This is a genomic window from Vreelandella lionensis (assembly GCF_002087295.1).
Taxonomy (GTDB): Bacteria; Pseudomonadota; Gammaproteobacteria; order Pseudomonadales; family Halomonadaceae; genus Vreelandella; species Vreelandella lionensis.
Genome location: NZ_MWVI01000019.1, coordinates 81,085 through 101,923 on the forward strand (window position 1 = coordinate 81,085; position 20,839 = coordinate 101,923).

A 20,839-nucleotide genomic window follows, 5' to 3' on the forward strand; every position below is an offset into this window, starting at 1 on the left:
TAGTGGCGAGCCGATGTGACAGCCTCGGGACACTCTCATGACGCCTAGGTGACGAATCCGTGACGACTTAGCAGCCGCCGCCCACGCAGCAGCCGCGCCGCTCCACGAACAGGCTATTGCCCGCGATTTTCTTGGCCTGATGCTTCAGCTCCGAGAGCTGCGCAGCAATATCCAACGCCTTGCAGGGGGCGGGATCAGTAATCGGCTTGACGGCAATCGAGACGCTGACGAAGGGGAAGAACGTCACGCCGCCCTGGCGGCTTTCGATGGAAATCCCCCCCTGCAGACGGTCGCCCTCCTCATAAAAGCCAGGGGCCATGACTTCAAAGGAGTGCAGAATCTGCCTGCACACGCTTTCCCAATGCCCCAGCGGTAGCAGCATCATGAAATCGTCGCCGCCGATATGGCCGATAAAGCCGCCGGCACTCTCCACCTGAGCCTGCAGCAATCGGGACAGTGAGATGATCACGTGGTCGCCGCGGGCATAGCCGTAAGCGTCGTTAAACGCCTTGAAATTATCCAAATCCACGTAGGCCGCCGCAAAGCCGCTGCCTTGGGATAAATACGAAGACAAGGTTTCGTTGATCAGAATATTGCCGGGCAGCCCGGTGAGCGGATTGGCATGGCGCGCTTGGCGCACTTGAATCGCGGTAATTTCTCGCAGCAGGTCGACGATATTACCCATCCCTAGGTACTGACCATCGCCATCGACGATGACGAAATCTTCCTGCTCGATATCGCGGCTGTCGGTGAGCTGCTGACTCAGCGCCTCCAGGGAGAGATCCGCCTCCGCCACGATCATTTTAGGATCGGCGATCTCCAGTACGCAGCGTTTGGCGTACAGCGCGTGGCTGTACTGATTGGTGAACAGGGTCAGAAATGTATTGCGGCGCACCACCGCCACGGGAACGCCCCCTTCGATCACCGCCACGCAGCGCAGACGCGGGTCTTCGCGAAAGCGTTCGGCAAGCATTGGCACCGAGTAAGTCGCGGATACACTCTCAATGGGGCGCAAAATAGAGTGCGCAGTGCGCCCTGCCGGGCTTTTTAGCTGGGTCGTCGCGGGTAATAGCGTATTGAGCTGCATGGGCGGCTGAAGGCTTGGCCGGGCAAAGTAAAACCCCTGCAGCAGTGCCAACCCGCGGTCTAGCTCCCATAGGCAGAGATGCTCGGCAGCCGTCTCGACCCCTTCCGCAATGAGCTGGCAATCCAGACTACGCGCCACATCCAAAATGGAGCGCAGAAACTCGCGCTTGGCAGGCTCTTGATCAATACCAGAGATAAAGTGGCGATCTAACTTGACGAAGTCGGGCCGCAGCTCTGACCAGTGGCGCAGGCTGGAGTGCCCGGCCCCTAAATCATCCAGCGCCACCTGAAAGCCCATATCGCGGTAGTGGTCCACCGCTTGACGCATCAGTTCGTAGTCGTGAATCGGCACGTGCTCGGTCAACTCAATGACCACGCGCTCAGGGGGCAGGCCGCTCTCTTGAATAAAGCTCAGCGTCAGCCCCTCGCGGAAGTCACGCTCCACGATGGTTAACGGCATCACGTTGAGAAACAACAGCCCCGGCAGCTCAAGCTCGGCAAAGCGGCGAATGGCGAGCCGCCGACACAACAAGTCCAGTTCAACCAGCAGGCCAGCCTGGGTCGCCACATCAACTAGCCGCAGAGGGGAGTGAAGCGGGGACGTTTTTGGCCCGCGGATCAGCGCTTCATAGCCATAAATGGCCTGCTGATTGGCGTCCACAATCGGTTGGAAAAGCACATGCAGCTCTTCTGCCGCAATAATTTGATTTAGCCACTGCGCTTCTTGTGCGGTCATATGCCTGCTGCCCTATCAAACGTCCACTATCCCTATGTTTCGTAACGCTCCATGAGGAAGGTTCTAGGGCAGCAAGCGTGCGTCATTTCCATGACATTTGCATGACAAACACAATCACTTTACGGGTCGATTGGCACCTCGGGCGGTGGAAAGACCACATCGCCACCGCTGGGCATCGAGCTGGCGAATATCCGTCGGGTTGCCCTGCTCATCCAGGCTTACCAGCCCAATGCCGCTGGCGTTCCATAGCCGCTCTCCGGCGCTGGCTTGGTCTGGGTCGCGGGGGTAGATGCTAAGCTTGCGCCGCTTGGTGAACCAGTTCAGCGGCGATAACGGCGCGTAGAGCCAACGGTTCAAACGGTCGAAGGTATTCAGCAACTGCTTGGGAAAAGTATTTTTCACCCCACTCGAAGTGATTTGCCATAGCTTTGGAGCCCGCTTCTGGCGGCGTACGACGATATCGTAGGCAAAGGAGTAGTGAACATCACCGGAGAGGATCACGTAGTTACCGGGGGTTTTGGAGTGCCGCCAGATATGCAGCAGCACGTTGGCCGCACCGCGGTGCGCCATCCAGTTCTCGGCATCCACCACCAGCGGTTTGCCCGCCAGGGTGAAGAGTTTTTGGATACTTTCGATCAGCTTGACGCCAAACATGGGCGCAGGCGAGACGATCACCGCGCTTTTAGTGCCCAGCAGCGCCTGCTGCATCTCCATCAGCGCCTCCCAATCCATCAAGCCTGACGGGCGGTTGGGGCTGCGCTCGCTGCGCCAGCGGCGCGTACGGGTGTCCAGCACGATGAGTGCGGGCGTGCTGGTACCTGGAACTCCCAGCCCTGAAAGCGCAGCAGCCGCTCAATCAAGGCATCCTGGGCGCCAAGGTTCAGCGGGCCAACATCGTCAAACAGGGTGATCGCCTGGTGTAGCAACGGATTAAGTTTATCGGGCGCGTTCCCCCACCCTTGGCAGAGCAGGTACGCCACCAGCGCGTTGCCGATAATACGCTTTGAGAACGGGTGGCCGTAGGCACAGCGCTCCCAGTCGGCGGTCAAGTTCCAGTCGTCGGTCACGTCGTGGTCATCAAAAATCAGCAGGCTGGGCACGTGGGCCATCAGCCGCGCGCACTGAGGCAGACCCTCTACGAACGCTTCGATGATCGCCTGCTCTTCCCGGTAAGCCTCGGCCTCTTTTTCGTCTAACGCCGGGGCGTATAGGCAATCACCTGCCACGGCGCGGGCGACCACACCAGGTAGTACATGGCGAGCATCTCGGCCAGCGTCATCAGGTGGTTCTGGGCGTTCGCCGAGGTGAATACCGGCTTTTTTACGCCGCCAAAAAAGCGCTCACGCAGCGCCGCGTTGCTGGTGACATCCGGCAGCAGCGCTTCCCGGTGGTAGTAGCTTTCCGGGGCGTTATACAGCGCTTGGCTGTCATCGACGGTAGCGCCCTCAAGCAGTTCATCCACTAGCCCCAGGCGGGCAATCAGCGCATGAACCGCCCGCAGCATGGGGCCTGCCACGTCATCCACATACACTTGGTCGCCGGTCATGAGCAGCCACGCGGGCCACTCGGCGGGTGACTCTTGGCGCTCGGCTATCCAGTTATCGGCCCGCACTAAGCCATCGGCGCTATCGTGATGGGGTTTACGACAGGAGCCGTGCATCAGACGGTGGTGGCGAGAGGCCAACACAAACCCTGGGTAGTCATAGTCATCGTGGCATAGCCACGGCGCCCACTCCGGCGGGGCTGCCACGCGCCGTCAGTGCTTTGTACCGGCAGGTCGTAGGCAATGGGGGGGTCGGTGGGCAGCGCGGTGGGCAGCGAAAGGTCGATACAGTGAATATAAGCATGCCGAACCAATCGCCACGCACTGGTGGGCGTTATCTAACGCGTGGGTTTGCTGCTCCTCTTGCTCGGGGTTCAGCACGAGCTGCATGGTCGGCGGACGGGTCGCTACCAGCCATAAAATCAGCCGCGACGGCGATAGCCGACGCAGCAAAGGCCCAACCAGTACGTCGGGTAACGTCGTGGCGATTTGTGTCATTTCACACCCTCTGTGCTGTGTGTTGCATCGCTCTTAAGCTCGTTAAGTAGCGACCCCAGGCAGTTCAATGACTACCTCTAAACCGCCAGACTCGGCGCGCTGTAGGCGCATCTGGCCATGATAAAGTGTGACAAGGTCGGTGACGATGGCTAACCCCAAGCCACTGCCTGAACGCTGTTCATCCAGCCGCTTGCCGCGCTGGACCGCTGCCTGGCACTCCTGCGGGTTCATACCGGGGCCGTCAGCGCCCACCACCAACCGCAGCGTGTTCCCCTGTGCCTGCAGGCGGATATGCACATCGCTGTTGGCCCAGCGCCGGGCGTTGTCCAGTAGATTACCCACCATCTCCTGCAGGTCCTGACCGTCCATATGCACCCGCACGCCGCTATCCACGGTTTGGCGCAGGGTAATATGGCGGCGCTGCGCTAGCCGGGCAAGCCCGGTGATGAGCGGGGCCAGTGTGCCTTGGAGAGCCACCGGAGCAAAGCGTAGCCCTTCGCCCGCAGCGGATGCCCGCGCCAAGTGGTGGCGCACGGCCCTGTCGATACGCGACAGCTCGGCCTCCCAGGTATCGCGACTCTCGCCTGGTAGCTGCTTGGCCAACAGCCGCATCACGCTAATCGGCGTTTTTAGGGCATGGGCCAAGTTGCCTGCCGTGTGACGACCCCGTTCGATGAGCCGCTGGTCGCGAGCCAGCACGGCGTTCATGGATGTAGCCAGTGTGGCCAGCTCGTCGGGCAAACGAGTATCCAACTGCTCTGCTCGCCCCTGCTCTACATCACGTAAGTTGTCGTTCATGCGCCGCAGCGGCGCGAGCCCCCAACGCACTTGTAGCGCCAGCACGCCTAGCAACAGCGCGCCCAGGCCTAACAGCCCCAGCCACAGCATCTGCTGAAATTCCTGAATATTTTCGCGTAAATCATCGTCCCGCGCGGCCACGCTCACGTGCAGCGGTGCTTCTAACGGCGCTAAATAAATATCACGTTCAACGACGCGCAGCTGCTGACCACGCGGGCCCGGGAGCCTGCGGGCGGTCACCCGCTCGCTCTCCAGCACCGGCAAACGCTGATCCCATAACGAGCGCGATGCGACCGAGCGGTTCGCCTCATCGGTGATTTGCCAATACCAGCCGGAATAGACATGGTCAAAACGCGAGTCGCCCAGGGCGCGCTCATAGTTCAGCTGCTGGTTCAGCGGGTCGTAGGTGACCCCAGCAATCACCACATTGAGCGTCGCTTCCAGCCGTTCATCAAACGCATTGACTGCAGCGGTGCGGTAATGGTGGGCCAATAGCCAACCAGCAACCGGCAGCGCCAGCAGCACCATGAGCAGCACCGCCAACAGCAGGCGTAGATTGATAGAGCGGTTGGCCCAGCGCTGACTCCAAGAGACCACATTAGCGTTCATGAATCGCTCGGTTCATCAGCTAACAGGCGATACCCCTGACCGCGCAGTGTGGCAATGCGCCACGCGCCTAGGTTGCGACGCAACCGGCTGACCTGAACATCAATGACGTTAGAGTCGGGCTCGTGATCGCGGTCGTACACGTGCTCAGACAGCTCGCTGCGGCTGACCACTCGCGGCGCGGCATGCATTAAGTAGCTTAATAGGCGGGTTTCCTGAGCAGTTAAGCTCACGGGACGCCCCACCAAGGTGACATGCTGGGTATGAGTATCCAGGCTAAGCTCGCCCACTTTAAGCACCGGGTGCGCATGGCCATGGGTGCGGCGTACCAACGCCCGCAGGCGAAACACCCCCTCGGCGGGGTCAAACGGCTTGGTCACGTAGTCATCGGCACCCGCGGTAAAACCAGCGGCTTTATCAGCCCAACGTTCACGGGCCGTTAAGATCAGTACCGGCAGATCAATGCCATCCTCCCGCCCGGAAGAGAGCCAGCGAGTGCCATCGCCATCGGGCAGGCCAATATCCAAAATGACCGTATCGTACGCTTCTGTGCGCACAAAAAAGTCCGCTTCCTGGCCGTTCTCTGCCCGCTCGACGATCCAGTCGCCATCTTGCAACGCTTGACTCAGCTCACGGGCAAGCGCCTGGTCATCCTCTACCAGTAAACACTTCATCAAAAAACCCTTATGAATACACCTAATAAAGACGAGACACCGCAGGTAACTGTGTTAACGCTGCATATCGCGAATACGCACGCCTTCGATTTGCATGAGCTGTCCGCTTTGGCCATCAAACTCGAACTCTACGACCTGCCCTTGGGGACCTAGCAGCTTGATTTCATACTCAACCAGCCCATCGTCGCGCTCGATTTCGACCTCCAGCACGTCGCCGATGTAGTGGGCGTCGAGCAAGTCAAGAATAGTCTCCAACGGCACCACATCACCGCGCCGTACCTCGCTGTGCAGAGCTTCCCAGTGCTGGTCGCCGGTCGCGCTACCCATCAATACGAGGACCAGCGCCAATACCAGCCCGCCCTTATAGGGGAGCCGTTGCCAGGAGCGCTGCTTAATAGAGAGAAGAGACGTCATTTTCATAACAGTAGGATGCCAAAGGCAACATGAACGCTAGATGAACGGCTTTGTCAGGTTAAGGAAAGAACCCCGGTGATATAAATACCCTGTCGCATTCGCTAACTGACCTTCGTTAGGCAGCATCCGGCAATGCATTCACTAAGCAAAGAAGGAATTTGATATGAACGCTATGAAAAAAATGCTGCTGATCCCAACCTCTGCTCTTCTGCTTGCCGCTGCTGCAGGTAGCGCCCAAGCAGACACTCAGCCGATGGACCGGATCGATGACATTCTAACATACGCCGCCGACTACGGGTTCAGCCACATCGAAGAGATCAATGTTGATGACCGTGGCCGTGTCGAAGTGGAAGGCTGGATAGACGATGAGTGGTACGCCGATGTGGATTTCTCCATCGATAACGGCGAAAGCCTGCAAGAAGAGCGCAAGCGCCTGATTACCGGTGCCTGGGCTTGAGCGTAAGAGGACATCCGCCAAGCGCTTGATGCTGCCAGCCAGGAAGGTATGACGGAATTTGAAAGCATCGATATCGATAAAAGCGGCATCATCGATGTTGAAGGCCGCGAGCAAAACGGTCGCGAGCTGGAACTGAGCCTGCGCCAGGGTTCTTTTGAAGTTACCCAGATGGATCGCGACTAATCGTTTAAGCGACCCTCGCATCTATTGGTACCCCCCCTACGGCGGGCCTTCGGGCCCGCCGTTTGCGTTGTGTCGCTTCGCTGATTAGCGACAGGCTTGGCAGTTGCGCCCGGGCCCTGATCGCCTCTGCAATTCGCTCGATGCCTTGCCGATAGGCTGCTTGGCGATCGGTGACTCGCTCCTCTTCCGCCCTGACCAGCACCCGGTTGGCCTCATCGCTGAGCCGACGCTTCAAGCCCTGATTGACTTCCCCTTCTTGCCATTTCTCGCCTGAGCGGTTTTGCAGCCACTCAGAGTAACTCGCGATAACGCCACCGGTATTCGGCAACACGTCAGGCAGCACGGGCACGCCGCGTTTTTCCAACGCCGCATCCGCATCGCTGGTGAGCGGTCCGTTGGCAATTTCGAGCACTGCGCCTGCCTTCACATCGCCCACGTTGTCGCTGTGCAGCTGATTTTCCAGCGCGGCCAGAACCAGCACATCGACCTCTAACGCGAGCAAGTCATCGCCGGATAGCGCTTTGCCTTGCTGACTTTTGGCAAGCTTGCCCTGTTGGGTTTTATCTTTTTTAGCAGCGTCTACATCTATGCCACCGGCGTCAAAAAGTGGCTCCGCGGGGAATCCGAGACCGCCACTACTCGATAGCCGCGCTGGCTTGCCAAGCGAGCGAACTGGTAGGCCGCATTGCCGAACCCCTGCACCGCCAGCGTGGTCTCTTCCGGCTTGCGCTCTTCACGCTCTGCCCAAAAATCCAAGACGGTCAGCGCCCCACTTCCGGTCGCTTCTACACGCCCCGGTGAGCCGCCAAGCGACAGCGGCTTACCGGTAATAGCCGCCGGTGCCTGGGCGCGCAGAATATGTTCGTACTCATCAATCATCCAGCCCATCACAGTGGCATCGGTGTTGACGTCGGGGGCAGGAATATCTCGGTCAGGGCCCATGATGTCGGCAATCGCACGAATATAGCCCCGCGCCAAGCGCTCACGCTCTAACGAAGAAACCGCCTTGGCATCCACCTGCACGCCCCCTTTGCCGCCGCCATAGGGCAAACCTACCACGGCACACTTCACCGCCATCCAAAAGCTCAAGGTGGTCACTTCATGCTGATTCACATCGGGGTGAAAGCGCACGCCCCCCTTGGCCGGGCCTAGGCTGGTGTCGTACTGCACACGCCACGCGGGAAACGCCTCCAAACTGCCGTCGTCCATCCGCACCGGCACACTCACTTGCAGCGAGAGACTGGGCTGCATCAACCGGGCCTGGGCATCGGGATGAATCGCCAGCGCGCTGAAGACCGCTTCAAGCCTCGAGCGGGCATCTTCGAACAGAGCGGCGCCCGTTTCGGGGGTTAGCTGCTGCGGCGCATTGGTGGCGGACATTTTCGCCGAGGATTTCTTCGCTTTAGACTTTTGCTTTTTCGACTTGGCACTGCCCATGCAACACTCCTTTATGTGTATCTTGGGGATTTTATTGGCATCGCGAGGTAATGTGTTTAGCGTAGCAGCAGGCGGCTAACTCAGTCGTATATCGAGCCGATTGATAGGAGAGACTTGTGACAACCTCCGCCGAAGGTGTCAGCGATGGAATTCACCACGCGGTGCTGCGCGATATGGCGTGGCTCATCGTCACACCAGATTTGGTGACCCTTGGCGATTACCCAGGCCGCCCCACACGTTCCGCGCTGGGCTTGGCAGAGGAGCAGCATAAGTGGCTCGACACCCTGCTACCCAGGGTGCAGGCCCTGGATGGCAAGCTGGCCACGCGCATGGGCCACTACCATGAACGGCTGTGGCAGCTGTTACTGGATAACGCCCCTAATACTCGCCTACTGGCCAACAACCTACGCATCACCCAGTGCCGCAACACTTTGGGAGAGCTGGACATGCTCTACCGCACGCGGGACCTCCCCTCCCCCATTCATTTAGAAGTGGCGATTAAGTTCTATCTTGGCCTAACCGAGGGGCCAGAAGAGGCCACTAGCCAAAGCCGCTGGATTGGCCCTGGCGGCTTGGACAGTTTGGCCTTGAAGTGCAGTCATCTGCTCCATCATCAGCTACCGCTCTCCCGTACTCGAGCGGCGCAGGCGAATATTGCTCACTGGTTAACGCCCAGAGATACGGGCGAAGCGACCACGCTAAGCAACCTGCTGACCCAGCAGCTTGCCATGCCCGGCGTACTGTTTTATCCATGGCAGGCCAATTTGCCACCACCTGTCGGGGCAACGGCCGAGCATCGGCGGGGGTGGGGGTGCCATCAACACGCCTGGCCCAGCGTGGCCTAACGCTACAGCACGGCGCTACAGGTCGCGTGGCTAGCAAAGCCCCACTGGTTAGCGCCGCCATCGCTCGACGCGTTTGGCAACGCCAATGAGCGGATGGAGGCCGTGATGGCACAGGTCAACCGCTACGGGCCGCAGCAAGTGATGCTGTACGACCCGAAGGGAGGAGAGAACTGCTGGGAAGAGAACTACTGGGAAAAGAGTTGCCAGGAAAATAGTGGCCAGGAGAGACCGCTAACGCGGCTGATGGTGGTACCCAATGATTGGCCGCGCCAGGTACCGCTACCGCCTAAGCGGCGTGGCTAACCCGCCGTTTAAACCACTACCAAGTTGTCGCGGTGGATCAGTTCGTGGGCTTCCACGTAACCAAGGATGGCTTCAATTTGGTGGCTTGGCTGGCCCTCCAGCTGGCGAGCTTCGTCGGCCCCGTAGTTGACCAAGCCCTTGGCCACGCGAGTGCCCTGCTCATCCACACACAGCACCATGTCGCCGCGCTTAAAACTGCCCTGCACGTCACGCACGCCAACGGCCAGCAGGCTAGAGCCTTTACCACGCAGCACGTTGACCGCGCCCGCATCCAGCACCAGCGTACCGCGCACCTGAAGCTGACCCGCTAGCCAGCGCTTGCGCGCTGCCATAGGGGCTTGTTCAGGACGCAGCAGCTTGCCGAGCGCTTCACCATTCATTACCCGAGTAATTACCTGCGGCTGGCGGCCGCTGGCAATCACGGTTACCGCGCCGGAACGCGCCGCGAGCGGGGCAGCGCGCACTTTGGGTGCTCATCCCCCCCCGGCCCAACGCCCCGCCGCTGCCTGCCACGGCGGCCAAGCGTGGGTCGTCAGCACGCCCCTCAGCAATCAGCGTGGCGTCAGGGTTATGGCGGGGGTCGGCATCGAACAGGCCTTCTTGGTCGGGAAGCAGCAGCAGCGCATCGGCTTCCAGCAGATTCGCCACCAGCGCGCCGAGAGTGTCGTTATCGCCAAAGCGGATCTCGTCGGTGACGACGGTATCGTTTTCGTTGATGACCGGCACTACGCGCATCTCGACCAGCGTGCGCAATGCCGAGAGCGCGTTCAGGTAGCGCTTGCGGTTGGAGAGATCGTCGTGGGTGAGCAAAATCTGCGCGGTGAGCATGCCGTGGCGCGCAAAGAGCTGCTCGTAGCACTGGGTCAGGCCATTTTGCCCCACCGCGGCGGCCGCCTGAAGCTCGTGCACGGCGCTCGGACGCGCCTGCCAGCCCAGGCGTACCATGCCAGCTGCCACCGCACCGGAGGAAACCAGCACCACCTCTTTACCCTGCTGATGCAGGGCGGCAATTTGATCCACCCAGCCGCCAATGGCCGCTTCGTCCAGCCCACGACCCTCATTGGTGAGCAGCGCGCTGCCAATTTTGACCACCACCCGGCGGGCGCTACTCAGCGCCTCACGGCCCGGCAACTGCTCGTTGCTTTCCACGTCGCGACTCTCCCACGCCATCGCGCTCACGCGATTTATCCTAGCTAGTACGCCGCTGGCTTACGGGGCGTACTCCACTTCGACATCGTAATCATCGTCGTCGAAATCGTCATCGTCTTCTTCATCATCGCGCTTACGACGACGGCCAAGGCGGGCCTCGGTACGGGCCACCGACTCCTCCTCCATGCGACGGCGCATTTCCTGCTCGCGGGCATGGGCCTCTTCGTCCTCGTTTTCCAAGCGCTGCTGCTCGGTGAGCCAGCGGTAAGCGGCTTGCACCAGCTTATCGGTGCCTTCACTGCTGATCGCCGAAATGCGGAAGACGGGACCATCCCAGTTCAGCGCATCAATGATCGCCTGGGCGCGCGCCTCGCGCTCCTCTTCTGGCAGCAGGTCGAACTTATTCAGCACCAGCCAGCGGGGCCGCTCGGAGAGCGCCGGAGAGAACTGACCAAGCTCGTGAATGATCGCCTGCGCCGCTTCCACCGGGTCGGACTCATCAAACGGCGCCACATCGACCACGTGGAACAGCAGCCGCGTGCGGGTCAGGTGCTTCAAAAAGCGCAGCCCCAGGCCCGCGCCATCAGAGGCACCTTCAATTAGCCCCGGCACGTCGGCCATCACGAAGTGCTCATGCATACCGAGCTTTACCACGCCCAGGTTCGGCACCAGCGTAGTGAACGGGTATTTGGCCACTTTGGCCTTAGCCGCCGACACCGAACGAATCAGCGTCGACTTACCGGCGTTGGGCATACCCAGCAGGCCCACGTCCGCCATCACTTTCATTTCCAGGCGCAGGTTACGACGGTCGCCTTCGGTGCCCGGCGTGGTGCGCCGAGGCGCACGGTTGGTGGAGGATTTAAAGTGAATATTCCCCAACCCGCGGCGGCCGCCTTCTGCTACCAGCACGACCTGACCAATTTCGGTCACTTCGGCAATCACCTCAAGGGTGTCTTCATCAATCACCGTGGTGCCTACCGGCACTTTTACGTGCAGGTCTTCCCCGGCTTTACCGCTCATCTGGCGGCCCATGCCGCCCTGCCCATTTTCAGCTTTGTAGAAACGCTGAAATTTGAAATCAATCAAGGTGTTGAGCGAATCATCACCAATCAGATAAACGCTGCCACCGTGGCCACCATCGCCACCATCGGGGCCACCCTTGGGCACATATTTCTCGCGGCGAAAGCTCAGACAGCCATTGCCGCCTTTACCTGCCTCAACAATAATCGAGGCTTCATCGACGAACTGCATTGGATTCTCCCGGCCGCTTCCCCCCCCCTCACTGCACTATCCCCACCCGCCTCATGCGGGCAAAAGGGATCGAAAAGACAAAAAAGCCCCGCCATGGCGGGGCTTTTTTGTCCTCATCTTCGCACTGCGTAAGTCATAACCAACCCACTTACACAAAGCAATCGAGGTTGCTTAGGCAGAAACGATGCTGACGAATTTACGGTTGTTCGGACCTTTGGTCTCGAACTTCACGAAGCCGTCGTTCAGAGCGAACAGCGTGTGATCACGACCCAGGCCAACGCCAGTGCCTGCGTGGAAACGAGTGCCACGCTGACGAACGATGATGTTACCTGCGGTTGCCGCTTGGCCATCGAAGAGTTTCACACCAAGGCGTTTGGATTCGGAATCGCGACCGTTACGCGTGGAGCCGGCTGCCTTTTTATGTGCCATTGCAAAATCCTCCTAAAGGGAATTGGCTGCTTACGCAGAAGTTCCGGTAATTTTGACTTCAGTGAACCACTGACGGTGGCCCTGACGCTTCATGTGGTGCTTCCGGCGACGGACTTTGATGATCGTCACTTTATCGCCACGGCCGTGGGAAACGATTTCAGCGGAAACTTTGGCACCGCTAATGAAAGGTGCGCCAATGTTTACGTCATCGCCGTCTGCAACCAGCAGCACTTCATCAAACTCAATCGTTTCGCCGGTAGCGACTTCGATTTTCTCGAGCTTGAGGGTTTGACCTTCTTGAACGCGGTACTGTTTACCACCGCTTTTAATAACTGCGTACATGTCGCTCTCCGGACTTGTCGTTAATGCCGGTTACGCCCCGCGTAACCAACGCTCATCGCCTTCCGCTCTTATCGACCTGCTGCGAGTGGCGCCTCTTTTGGCAGCCATCTGACAGGGGGCATGATGAGTGGGTCGCGGATTATAACGACTATCGCTTCATACCACAAGGCCACCGGGGCTTGTCAATCTTCCAAACGCCTGCCTGGGCCTGCTTAGCGCGGCTATGCCTTGACGCCTTACAGGCAGCCCCATAGCATGACCCCCACTTTCTCACCCGCCGCGATGAACGGAACCCATGACAGCCAACGTCTCCCCAACCTCGCCTGCCAGCCCTTCGCCTTCACCGCTGCACGCCGTGGTGGCCGATGACTTTGAAGCCGTCAACCGCACCATTGTTGCTCAGCTCAACTCTAAAGTGCCGCTGGTGGAAACCATCGGCCAGTACATTATTGAAAGCGGCGGTAAACGCCTGCGGCCGCTACTGGTGCTGCTGGCGGCCCGCTCGCTGGGCTATGAGGGCGACAAGCATATTACTCTCGCCACGCTGATCGAGTTTATGCATACCTCCACCCTGTTGCACGACGACGTGGTGGATGAGTCGCACATGCGCCGGGGCAAAAAAACCGCCAACGACGCCTGGGGCAATGCGCCTTCCGTGCTGGTGGGTGATTTCCTCTACTCCCGCTCGTTCCAAATGATGGTGGATGTAGGCTCCATGCGCATCATGGCGATCCTATCCGGAGCCACCTGCGTGATCGCAGAAGGTGAAGTGCTGCAGTTGACCAACATTGGCAACCCCAGCATTTCCGAGGCGGATTACTTCGAGACCATCCTAGGCAAAACCGCGATGCTGTTTGAAGCGGCCTCTCATAGCGGTGCAGTGCTCGCCAAAGCCACGCCAGAACAGGAGCGCGCCCTGCAGCATTACGGCCGCTACCTGGGCCTGGCTTTCCAACTGATTGACGACTTGCTGGACTATCAAGGCGACGCCGAGGCAATGGGCAAAAACGTTGGCGACGACTTGGCCGAAGGCAAGCCCACGCTACCGCTCATTCACGCCATGGAGCGCGGCACCCCTGAGCAAGCCAAGCTGATTCGTCAGGTGATTCGCAAAGGCGGTCTTGAACAGCTAGACGACGTACTGGCGATTATTCACGACACCGGGGCGCTGGCGTACACCCGCGCACGGGCAGAAGAGATGGCGGATAAAGCGCTAGCCGAACTGGATGCCCTGCCCCCCAGCCCTTATCGCGACAGCATGGCTCAACTTGCCCGCTTAGCCGTGGACCGCCAAGCCTAACCGCCAGCGTTCTTCACGTTGCACAAAGAAAGGGCGTGAAAAAAGAGGCTTGAAAAAAGCCCTTCGCCTGCGTATGATTCGTCCCGTTGTTGAGCACGCTTCAGCAACTTTCGGAATATAGCTCAGCTTGGTAGAGCGCTGCCTTCGGGAGGCAGAGGTCGTAGGTTCGAATCCTGCTATTCCGACCAAAGAATCTAGTAAAAACGGCCACTTAGCTAACATAGCAAGTGGCCGTTTTTTGTTGGATTGGTTCTAGGTAGCAAATAGGTAGCAAAATAAAAACACTCAAGGGGAGGTAGCTAATGACAATGTCATCGCTAAAGCTAACCCGCTTCACCTACCGCCTACGCCAAGACTCGAACGGCGACCAGTGCGCTTGGTTTGAAATACGCTCGCGAAGCCAGCGCGCCAAGATCGGCTTATTAGCAGCAGATACTGAAGAGCTATGGATTACCTACGCTGAAATGCCTCACTCCATAGCACATATGGTTGATGATCGAACCTGGGAAGCCCACCGAAAACCTATCCTAGAAATGCTTTCAGCCCACTACCTCAAGCCTTCTCACTGACCACCACAAAAGCTGCATAAATTCGCATGAAAACGCATAAAAAAATTAACCCCTAGAACCGCCCTTCCGCCCAGCACTGGCGGGGCTTGAACCACTGCCGCCAGAGTGCATAAAAATCACTACATTTAGCGCGCAGGCGGGGCGGGGAGTCGACGGCGCGGCGTGGGTCGCCGCTGGATGCTGACAGGCGGGCCGCACAGCCTGCACAAGGCCCGCTATCAATTGGAATGAGGACGGGACTAGCTATAACGGCACAGCTTACAGCGAACAATAGAGCTAATTAAAAGGCTAATACGACTCATTTAAAAAAGCTTGTCGCGTGTGTGCACATACAAAGAAGCCGCCCTCACTGGGGCGGCTTCTTGGTAATGATTGCGAGCCTATCGGTTGGTGATGATCAACTCGCCGCGTGGGTCTGTTGCTTGCTGCCCTACCGTGTAACGGATTTTCGTGGTGCGGATCGTGAGGCCTTTATATGCATCACGCATCTCTGGCGTTCGTTGACACTAATCACAAACTGCCCCTGCCCTGCTCGAGCCAGCCCGCCCATCCGGTAGTACTCTTCCAGCGGGAAGTCACAGCCATAACCGGCGGTACCCCAGTAAGGTGGGTCGAGATAGAACAGCGTGCCTTCCCGATCATACCGTCGGATGCACTCTGCCCAATCCAGATGTTCAATCACTGCCCTGGATAACCGAAGGTGTGCATCGCTGAGATCCTCCTCAATGCGCAGCAGGTTCATACGTGGAGGTGAAACGGCAGAGGTTCCAAACGTCTGGCCGCTGACTTTGCCGCCAAAGGCCAGCTTTTGCAGATAGAAGAACCGCGCTGCCCGCTGGATATCGGTTAGGTGGCGTGGGTCGATCTCTTTTTGAGTCAGGTACTCTTCTCGGCTAATCAGCCCCCAGCGGAACTGTTTCACCAGCTCATCAGGGTGGTGCTTCACAATGCGGTAGAGATTAACCAGCTCCCCATGTGCATCGTTGATCACTTCCACTTTGCTAGGCGCTTTCATAAAGAATAGCGCTGCCCCACCGCAGAACGGTTCCACGTAGGCAGTATGCGGTTTAAACAGCGGTAGGATCTGTTTGGCCAAGCGTCGTTTGCCGCCCATCCAGGGCAAAATCGGTTTATTCATCATCCTTGAATACCTGTTCATATATACAGTTTTAAGGTATAGTCTTTTTGTCGTCAGCGGGGCCGGATGCTCCCTTTGTTTTCAAGGATGAAACGAGCGATGTGCGCCTGGTCATGCCAGGCGCTTTTTTATTTATGGGTCTAGTGAATACTCCTTAAACCGAATCACCTCCTCCCCCAGCACATCATTGATCTCACTGAACACCGCCTGCACCGGTTCCAGCTCGTTGGTGACGAACACCTTGGCGGCTTTCTCCACATCACCAAATCCACCGGTGTTGTTGGGGATGATACCCATCAGCTGCGGGGGAATACGGTGGCCAGCTAGCTGATCATCGCGAGTGATATTTTTGATCGCCGCGAAGTCGTCCTTAGCGGCCACCTCAGAGATCGGGATGATCTGGATGCCGTCTTTCTTGCCATTGGGGCTATAAAGGAAAAGGTTGCGGAAGTTGCCCACGCCCTTCGACTCTTTCAATGCTGTACGCATGGCATCGATGTCAGTCATATCGTGGGCAGGATCTGAGACGTACATCACAAAGCCCGCGTGGGAGCCATTCAGGTAATACTTGCGCCGGAACGCGTGGCGTTCTCGTTCAGGTAGATCGATTGCAGCGCACCCAGGTAATCCGGCACGCCATACACCTCCTGGTTAATGTCCGGTTCCAGCAGGGGTGGATAATGCTGTCCTCGTCGAACTCGCTGCGCTCCGACCAGTTAGGCACCCAGAAGTAGCGGCTAAGATCCGCCCCGCGGCGAACATACTTCGCCCGCGCCGGTTTCAGTGCCAGCAGTCGGTTCAAACGTCCATAGATCTTCTCCAGGTAGCAATTGCCAAACACCAGGTAATCGGTGGCCAGCGCACTAAACGCCTGGCGGCTAAGTAGTGGATGAGGAATGAAGGAACGCACCAATATATTGCGCTTCACCTGAATAGCCGAGCCATGGTGCGCCGTGGCGCGGTAGGTCTGGGAGAGCGCCGGAAAATCTACCGGTGGCTCGTACCACTCATTGCCCAGCATCCAGCAGCCGGTGTAGAAAAAATCATAGCCATCGATCACTGGCGTCGGCTCGCCAAAGCTGAACGCCTCCGCCTTGGCAGGCGCGGCCGTTGAGCCCGCTTCATTCACATCGTAGGCGGGCACGCGCACCCGCGGCTTTTCTGCCGCTTCGCTCATCCGTACATCTCCATTAGGGAACGGCCCGTGCCATGATCGACCGGGCCATCGAGTGGCTCATTGTGTAAGGCGTGCATGGTCGCCCACGCCAGGTCAGCGTGGCCGGTCTGGTTATTGCGCCCAGCGGTATAGGTCATATGGCGTCCGGAGGCAGTCATTTCACGGCGGATCGCCATGAACGACTGAGCGAGATCCACCCAGCCTGCATCAAACTCAAGCCGCCCTTTATTGATGATCTGCTGCGCCTGCATCACCAGGCGCGCCTTGATTTCTGGGGTATAGCGGTAACGGGTCACCGTGGGGAAGAACTTCGCCACCAGTTGGGCCACGGCTTCACCCAGGCCCGAAGTATCGATACCGATAAAGGTGACGTTATAGCGGTGGGTAACGCTGCGGATAAACTCCGCCTGAGCCTCATAGTCGCGGCCCTTAAGACGGTGGCGTTCAAGAATACGGTGCTTGCTGTCGGAGGTTTTCGGCGGTGCCACCACGACAAGGCCCGCCCCATCGCCATCTTCACCATCACCGGCCGGATCGTAGCCGATCCAAACCGGATGCTCGCCATAGGGTCGCGGCGCGAAGGGTTTCAGATCCCGCCAGGCATCCCAGCTATCCACCATACAGCGCTGCATCATCGCCAGCGGGAAGGCACTTTGCGTGTCGTCCACGAACTCGCACATGAGCAGGTTCTTGAAGGCATCGGGACTATATTTCCGACGAAGTTTGTCTATATCAAGCAGGATGTCACCACCGCGTGCCACGGCATCTTCGACCGTTACGATCTGCCTCCAGTGATCATCCTCACAGCGTCGGCCACCAGATAAGGCGCTGTGCGACACATCGATTTTGATATGGTCAGCTTTAGGACGCCCCACGTTGAAGTGGCTGCCCGTCCAGAACGGATAGGCTTCATGGGTGACCGATGAGGGCGTAGAGAAATAGGTCTCTCGCCACTGCTTCTGCATCGCCATCCCTGATGTCACCTGCTGGAACTGTTCGAAGCCGTGAATCCAGAAGTATTCATCCAGGTAGGTATCGCCGTGGTAACCCTGCGCTGTTTTGGCGTTGGTGCCCAAAAAGTGCAACTCGGCGCCGTTGGCGAGAATGATCGGGTCACCCTTCAGCTCGACGCCGGTGGTCTCGAACACGAAGCGGACAATGTAATTTTTGAAGATATGCGCCTGGGCCTTGCTCGCTGACATGAATATCTTATTGCGCCCCGTCTCCAGAGCGTCGGCGATCGCTTCCCGAGCGAAGTACCAGGTCGCCCCGATCTGGCGACTCTTGAGAATATTACGGATGGCTTCCGTTTCTTTTGCCCGGTACCAATCACGCTGATAGTCGAGCAGCGAGGCCTCGAACGCCTCGACAATCTGAATGACACCTTCGTCACCCACACTGTTGCGGGCTGGCTTCTTCTTCGGCCCCGCGTTACGGCGCTCGATGTTGGGATTAAGGTCGCTCTCCTTCCCGCTGTCCTGGTATTTATGCACCCGTGCTAACCGCTCGATCTGGCGGCCCAGCAGGTCGATCTCCTTAAAATCCTTGCCCTCTTTCTGCTCCTTCCAAATCAGCTGCACCAGGCGCGCTTCAAGCGCCCCCTCTACCCGCTGGGTCGGCGTCGCGTCGTCCCAGGCGTCGCGCTTCTTCCAAGAATCAATGGTCGCCCTGGGGACATCCAGGAACTCGGCAATGCGCGCAATCCGCCACCCCATCCAAAAGAGGTGGCGAGCAGAAAGGCGGTGATGGTCTTCGTCGATGTGAGCTAGCGGTGTCATGTCGCCAGCGTACCTGCCGACTGACAACCCGACGCCTACCCCACCTTGTCTTGCTTAGCTCGTACAACGCTCAAGCGTTGAGTCAAACGCGCGACACGCGGAACCTGACGGCAGCTAACGCCCAACAAACCAACAGAGGCCCGCCCATGCCCTGGCACCGCATTGCAAAAGAAGGCGCAACCACCGATGGCCGCACCATCAGCGCCGAATGGCTCACTCAAATGGCCGCCAACTTCGACCCCACAAACTATGGCTGCCGGGTCAATATGGAACACATCAAAGGCCTGCTGCCGGATGGTCCTTTCAAAGCCTACGGCGATGTCACCGCGCTCAAAACCGAAGAAGGCGACGACGGCAAGCTAGGCCTGTTTGCTGAGATAGACCCGACCGATGAGCTCAAGGCCATGGTCGAGAAACGCCAGAAAATTTACACCTCCATGGAGATCGATCTCGACTTTGCCGATTCCGGTGAAGCGTATCTGGTCGGCCTAGCCGTGACCGACTCCCCAGCCTCTCTTGGCACGTCCATGCTCAAGTTCAGCGCGTCCGAGGGTAAAAACTCCCCACTGTCTGCCCGCAAGCAGCGCCCGGAAAACCTCTTCTCTGAAGCTATCGAAACCGAGCTCTCGTTCAGCGAGGAAGAAGCTTCGGAAGAGAAAGGCCCGTCACTGGCCGAGCGCGTCAAAGCGCTGTTCAAAAAGCAGGACGCCAAAACAGAAGCTGGCTTCGCTGCCTTCCGCGCCGATCTGGAAGAGACCCTTGGCCTGTTCGTGGAAAAACACCAGGCCCTCAGCGAAGCGCTTAAAAAGCGCCCCACCCAGGCCGCCTTCAATGAACTCAAAAGCGACCACGACACGCTAAAAAAGGAGTTCGACGCGCTCTACACCCAGCTCGACAACACCCCCAGCCGCCCGTCACGCACGCCTGCCACCGGCAACGACGGCACCATCGAAACCGACTGCTAAGAGACGCCCCCACCCATGCGCAACGATACCCGCACGCACTTCAACAACTTCGCCGCCCAGGTGGCAAAGCTAAACGGCGTCCCGGATGCCACCCAGAAATCCGCCGTCGACCCCACCATCCAGCAGCGCCTGGAGAAGCGCATTCAGGAGTCCAGCGACTTCCTCTCGCGTATCAACATGGTCGGCGTCGATGAACTGAAAGGCGAAAAGCTCGCCCTCGGTGTTACCGGCCCCATCGCCGCCCGCACCAACGTCAACAACCAGGATCGCAAAACCCGCGACCTCACCACGCTGGACGCTCAGGGCTATGAGTGTCGAATGACCGAATTCGACACTCATCTGGGTTACGCCAAGCTGGATGCCTGGGCAAAGTTCCCCAACTTCCAGGCCATGGTGCGCGATGTGATCGTTCGGCAGCAGGCGCTGGATCGCATGATGATCGGCTTCAACGGCACCTCCGCCGCGACCCAAACCGATCCGGTGGCCAACCCCTACCTGGAAGATGTCAATATCGGCTGGCTGCAGCACTACCGCACCCAGTCACCGGCGCGGGTAATGACAGGCGGTAAAACCAACGGCAAAGTGCTGATCGATCCCACACCTAACGCCAGTGAACCCGGCATCGTCGGCGACTACGCCACGCTAGATGCCCTGGTTTACGACGTGGTGAACAGCCTCATCGCCCCCTGGTTCCGCCGCCTGCCGGGGCTGGTGGTCATCCTTGGCCGCAACCTGATGTCGGACAAATATTTCCCGCTGCTCACCAGCTACCACCCACTGAGCAACTGGCCGCCGACCTGGTTATCAGTCAGAAGCGCATCGGTGGGCAGCAAGGCATGGATGTGCCCTTTTTCCCCGATAACGCGCTCATGGTCACCACCCTGGATAACCTCTCGGTCTACTGCAGAACGGCGCCCGCCGCCGCTATGTCACCGAGAACCCTAAGCGCAACCGCATTGAGAACTACGAATCCTCCAACGACGCCTATGTGGTGGAGGATTTCGGTGCAGGCTGCCTGGTGGAAAACATCGAGCTGTCTGAAAAAGCCCTCAACGGTTAAGGAGACACGATTGACCAGCCCAGCACGCCGCCACTTTGAACGCATCAGCGCTGCCCAGGCAGCCGCTGATGCGGGTGAAGCCCCCATGCAAGGGGAAGCCT

20 protein-coding genes, 1 tRNA gene and 3 pseudogenes are annotated in these 20,839 nt (G+C 58.7%); 9 read left to right on the forward strand and 15 right to left on the reverse strand.

Translation table 11 applies throughout. The annotated features are described in order from the left end of the window. Nucleotides 1–67: 67 nt before the first annotated feature. From B4967_RS02740 to B4967_RS02760, 5 genes and pseudogenes are all read right to left on the reverse strand, one after another. Entirely contained in the window at nt 68–1,822 is a 1,755-nt protein-coding gene (locus tag B4967_RS02740; RefSeq protein ID WP_083023396.1) for a bifunctional diguanylate cyclase/phosphodiesterase, read from the reverse strand. Between the two features lie 119 nt (nt 1,823–1,941). After that, nucleotides 1,942–3,863: pseudogene (locus B4967_RS02745) on the reverse strand (metallophosphoesterase family protein). A 42-nt stretch (nt 3,864–3,905) separates the two neighbouring features. Then, nucleotides 3,906–5,270 (reverse strand): sensor histidine kinase, encoded by a 1,365-nt coding sequence (locus B4967_RS02750; protein WP_083023399.1) that lies wholly within the window; start codon nt 5,268–5,270, stop codon nt 3,906–3,908. After that, nucleotides 5,267–5,941 (reverse strand): winged helix-turn-helix domain-containing protein, encoded by a 675-nt coding sequence (locus B4967_RS02755; RefSeq protein WP_083023401.1) that lies wholly within the window; start codon nt 5,939–5,941, stop codon nt 5,267–5,269. Before B4967_RS02755 ends, B4967_RS02750 begins: the two co-directional genes overlap by 4 nt. A 54-nt stretch (nt 5,942–5,995) precedes the next feature. After that, entirely contained in the window at nt 5,996–6,361 is a 366-nt protein-coding gene (locus B4967_RS02760) for a PepSY domain-containing protein (RefSeq protein ID WP_422821835.1), read from the reverse strand. Nucleotides 6,362–6,518: 157 nt separating this feature from the next. Here B4967_RS02760 and B4967_RS18675 point away from each other — a divergent pair, with 157 nt between their 5' ends. Beyond that, nucleotides 6,519–6,812, forward strand: coding sequence for a PepSY domain-containing protein (locus B4967_RS18675; RefSeq protein WP_243470293.1), 294 nt, complete (start codon nt 6,519–6,521; stop codon nt 6,810–6,812). A 48-nt stretch (nt 6,813–6,860) separates the two neighbouring features. Further along, on the forward strand, nt 6,861–6,995 hold the full coding sequence (locus tag B4967_RS20025; protein ID WP_279384635.1) for a hypothetical protein: 135 nt from the start codon (nt 6,861–6,863) through the stop codon (nt 6,993–6,995). A 4-nt stretch (nt 6,996–6,999) separates the two neighbouring features. On the opposite strand, the gene B4967_RS20030 is transcribed toward B4967_RS20025, so the two are convergent. Further along, complete coding sequence (locus B4967_RS20030) at nt 7,000–7,584, reverse strand: Glu/Leu/Phe/Val dehydrogenase (protein ID WP_279384639.1); 585 nt, start codon at nt 7,582–7,584, stop codon at nt 7,000–7,002. Then, on the reverse strand, nt 7,581–8,432 hold the full coding sequence (locus B4967_RS20035; RefSeq protein ID WP_279384636.1) for a Glu/Leu/Phe/Val family dehydrogenase: 852 nt from the start codon (nt 8,430–8,432) through the stop codon (nt 7,581–7,583). Before B4967_RS20035 ends, B4967_RS20030 begins: the two co-directional genes overlap by 4 nt. 116 nt (nt 8,433–8,548) lie before the next feature. Between B4967_RS20035 and B4967_RS02775 the strand changes: the two genes are divergently transcribed. Together B4967_RS02775 and B4967_RS20645 are read left to right on the forward strand one after the other, a co-directional pair. Beyond that, entirely contained in the window at nt 8,549–9,277 is a 729-nt protein-coding gene (locus tag B4967_RS02775) for a DUF1853 family protein (protein WP_340638674.1), read from the forward strand. A 105-nt stretch (nt 9,278–9,382) separates the two neighbouring features. After that, on the forward strand, nt 9,383–9,580 hold the full coding sequence (locus B4967_RS20645; RefSeq protein WP_340638675.1) for a hypothetical protein: 198 nt from the start codon (nt 9,383–9,385) through the stop codon (nt 9,578–9,580). An 8-nt stretch (nt 9,581–9,588) separates the two neighbouring features. On the opposite strand, the pseudogene proB reads toward B4967_RS20645, so the two are convergent. From proB to rplU, 4 genes and pseudogenes are all read right to left on the reverse strand, one after another. After that, a pseudogene (gene proB, locus B4967_RS02780) lies at nt 9,589–10,750 on the reverse strand (glutamate 5-kinase). 39 nt (nt 10,751–10,789) lie between these two features. After that, nucleotides 10,790–11,980 carry an Obg family GTPase CgtA gene (gene cgtA, locus B4967_RS02785; protein WP_083023403.1) on the reverse strand — a complete coding sequence of 397 codons (1,191 nt, stop codon included), beginning with the start codon at nt 11,978–11,980 and terminating at the stop codon, nt 10,790–10,792. A 171-nt stretch (nt 11,981–12,151) separates the two neighbouring features. Further along, nucleotides 12,152–12,409, reverse strand: coding sequence for a 50S ribosomal protein L27 (gene rpmA, locus B4967_RS02790; protein ID WP_083023405.1), 258 nt, complete (start codon nt 12,407–12,409; stop codon nt 12,152–12,154). Nucleotides 12,410–12,439: 30 nt separating this feature from the next. Continuing rightward, complete coding sequence (rplU, locus tag B4967_RS02795) at nt 12,440–12,751, reverse strand: 50S ribosomal protein L21 (RefSeq protein ID WP_083023406.1); 312 nt, start codon at nt 12,749–12,751, stop codon at nt 12,440–12,442. A gap of 295 nt (nt 12,752–13,046) precedes the next feature. Between rplU and ispB the strand changes: the two genes are divergently transcribed. The 3 genes from ispB (at nt 13,047) to B4967_RS02810 (ending at nt 14,620) form a co-directional block, all read left to right on the forward strand. Beyond that, on the forward strand, nt 13,047–14,051 hold the full coding sequence (ispB, locus tag B4967_RS02800) for an octaprenyl diphosphate synthase (protein ID WP_083023409.1): 1,005 nt from the start codon (nt 13,047–13,049) through the stop codon (nt 14,049–14,051). Between the two features lie 111 nt (nt 14,052–14,162). Then, a tRNA-Pro gene (locus B4967_RS02805) sits at nt 14,163–14,239 on the forward strand. Between the two features lie 114 nt (nt 14,240–14,353). Further along, entirely contained in the window at nt 14,354–14,620 is a 267-nt protein-coding gene (locus tag B4967_RS02810; RefSeq protein ID WP_083023410.1) for a hypothetical protein, read from the forward strand. A gap of 430 nt (nt 14,621–15,050) precedes the next feature. On the opposite strand, the gene B4967_RS02815 is transcribed toward B4967_RS02810, so the two are convergent. The 4 genes from B4967_RS02815 to B4967_RS02825 all read right to left on the reverse strand — a co-directional run bounded on the left by B4967_RS02815 (nt 15,051) and on the right by B4967_RS02825 (nt 18,713). After that, nucleotides 15,051–15,761 carry a DNA adenine methylase gene (locus B4967_RS02815; protein WP_207953563.1) on the reverse strand — a complete coding sequence of 237 codons (711 nt, stop codon included), beginning with the start codon at nt 15,759–15,761 and terminating at the stop codon, nt 15,051–15,053. Nucleotides 15,762–15,890: 129 nt separating this feature from the next. Then, entirely contained in the window at nt 15,891–16,292 is a 402-nt protein-coding gene (locus B4967_RS18680) for a phage portal family protein (RefSeq protein WP_243470294.1), read from the reverse strand. A gap of 61 nt (nt 16,293–16,353) precedes the next feature. Continuing rightward, nucleotides 16,354–16,935 carry a phage portal family protein gene (locus B4967_RS18685; protein WP_243470295.1) on the reverse strand — a complete coding sequence of 194 codons (582 nt, stop codon included), beginning with the start codon at nt 16,933–16,935 and terminating at the stop codon, nt 16,354–16,356. Next, complete coding sequence (locus B4967_RS02825) at nt 16,932–18,713, reverse strand: terminase large subunit domain-containing protein (RefSeq protein WP_083023412.1); 1,782 nt, start codon at nt 18,711–18,713, stop codon at nt 16,932–16,934. Before B4967_RS02825 ends, B4967_RS18685 begins: the two co-directional genes overlap by 4 nt. Before the next feature lie 146 nt (nt 18,714–18,859). On the opposite strand from B4967_RS02825, the gene B4967_RS02830 reads away from it, so the two are divergent. Both B4967_RS02830 and B4967_RS02835 read left to right on the forward strand, forming a co-directional pair. Continuing rightward, entirely contained in the window at nt 18,860–19,678 is an 819-nt protein-coding gene (locus tag B4967_RS02830) for a GPO family capsid scaffolding protein (RefSeq protein WP_083023413.1), read from the forward strand. 15 nt (nt 19,679–19,693) lie between these two features. Beyond that, a pseudogene (locus B4967_RS02835) lies at nt 19,694–20,738 on the forward strand (phage major capsid protein, P2 family). Nucleotides 20,739–20,839 lie beyond the last annotated feature (101 nt).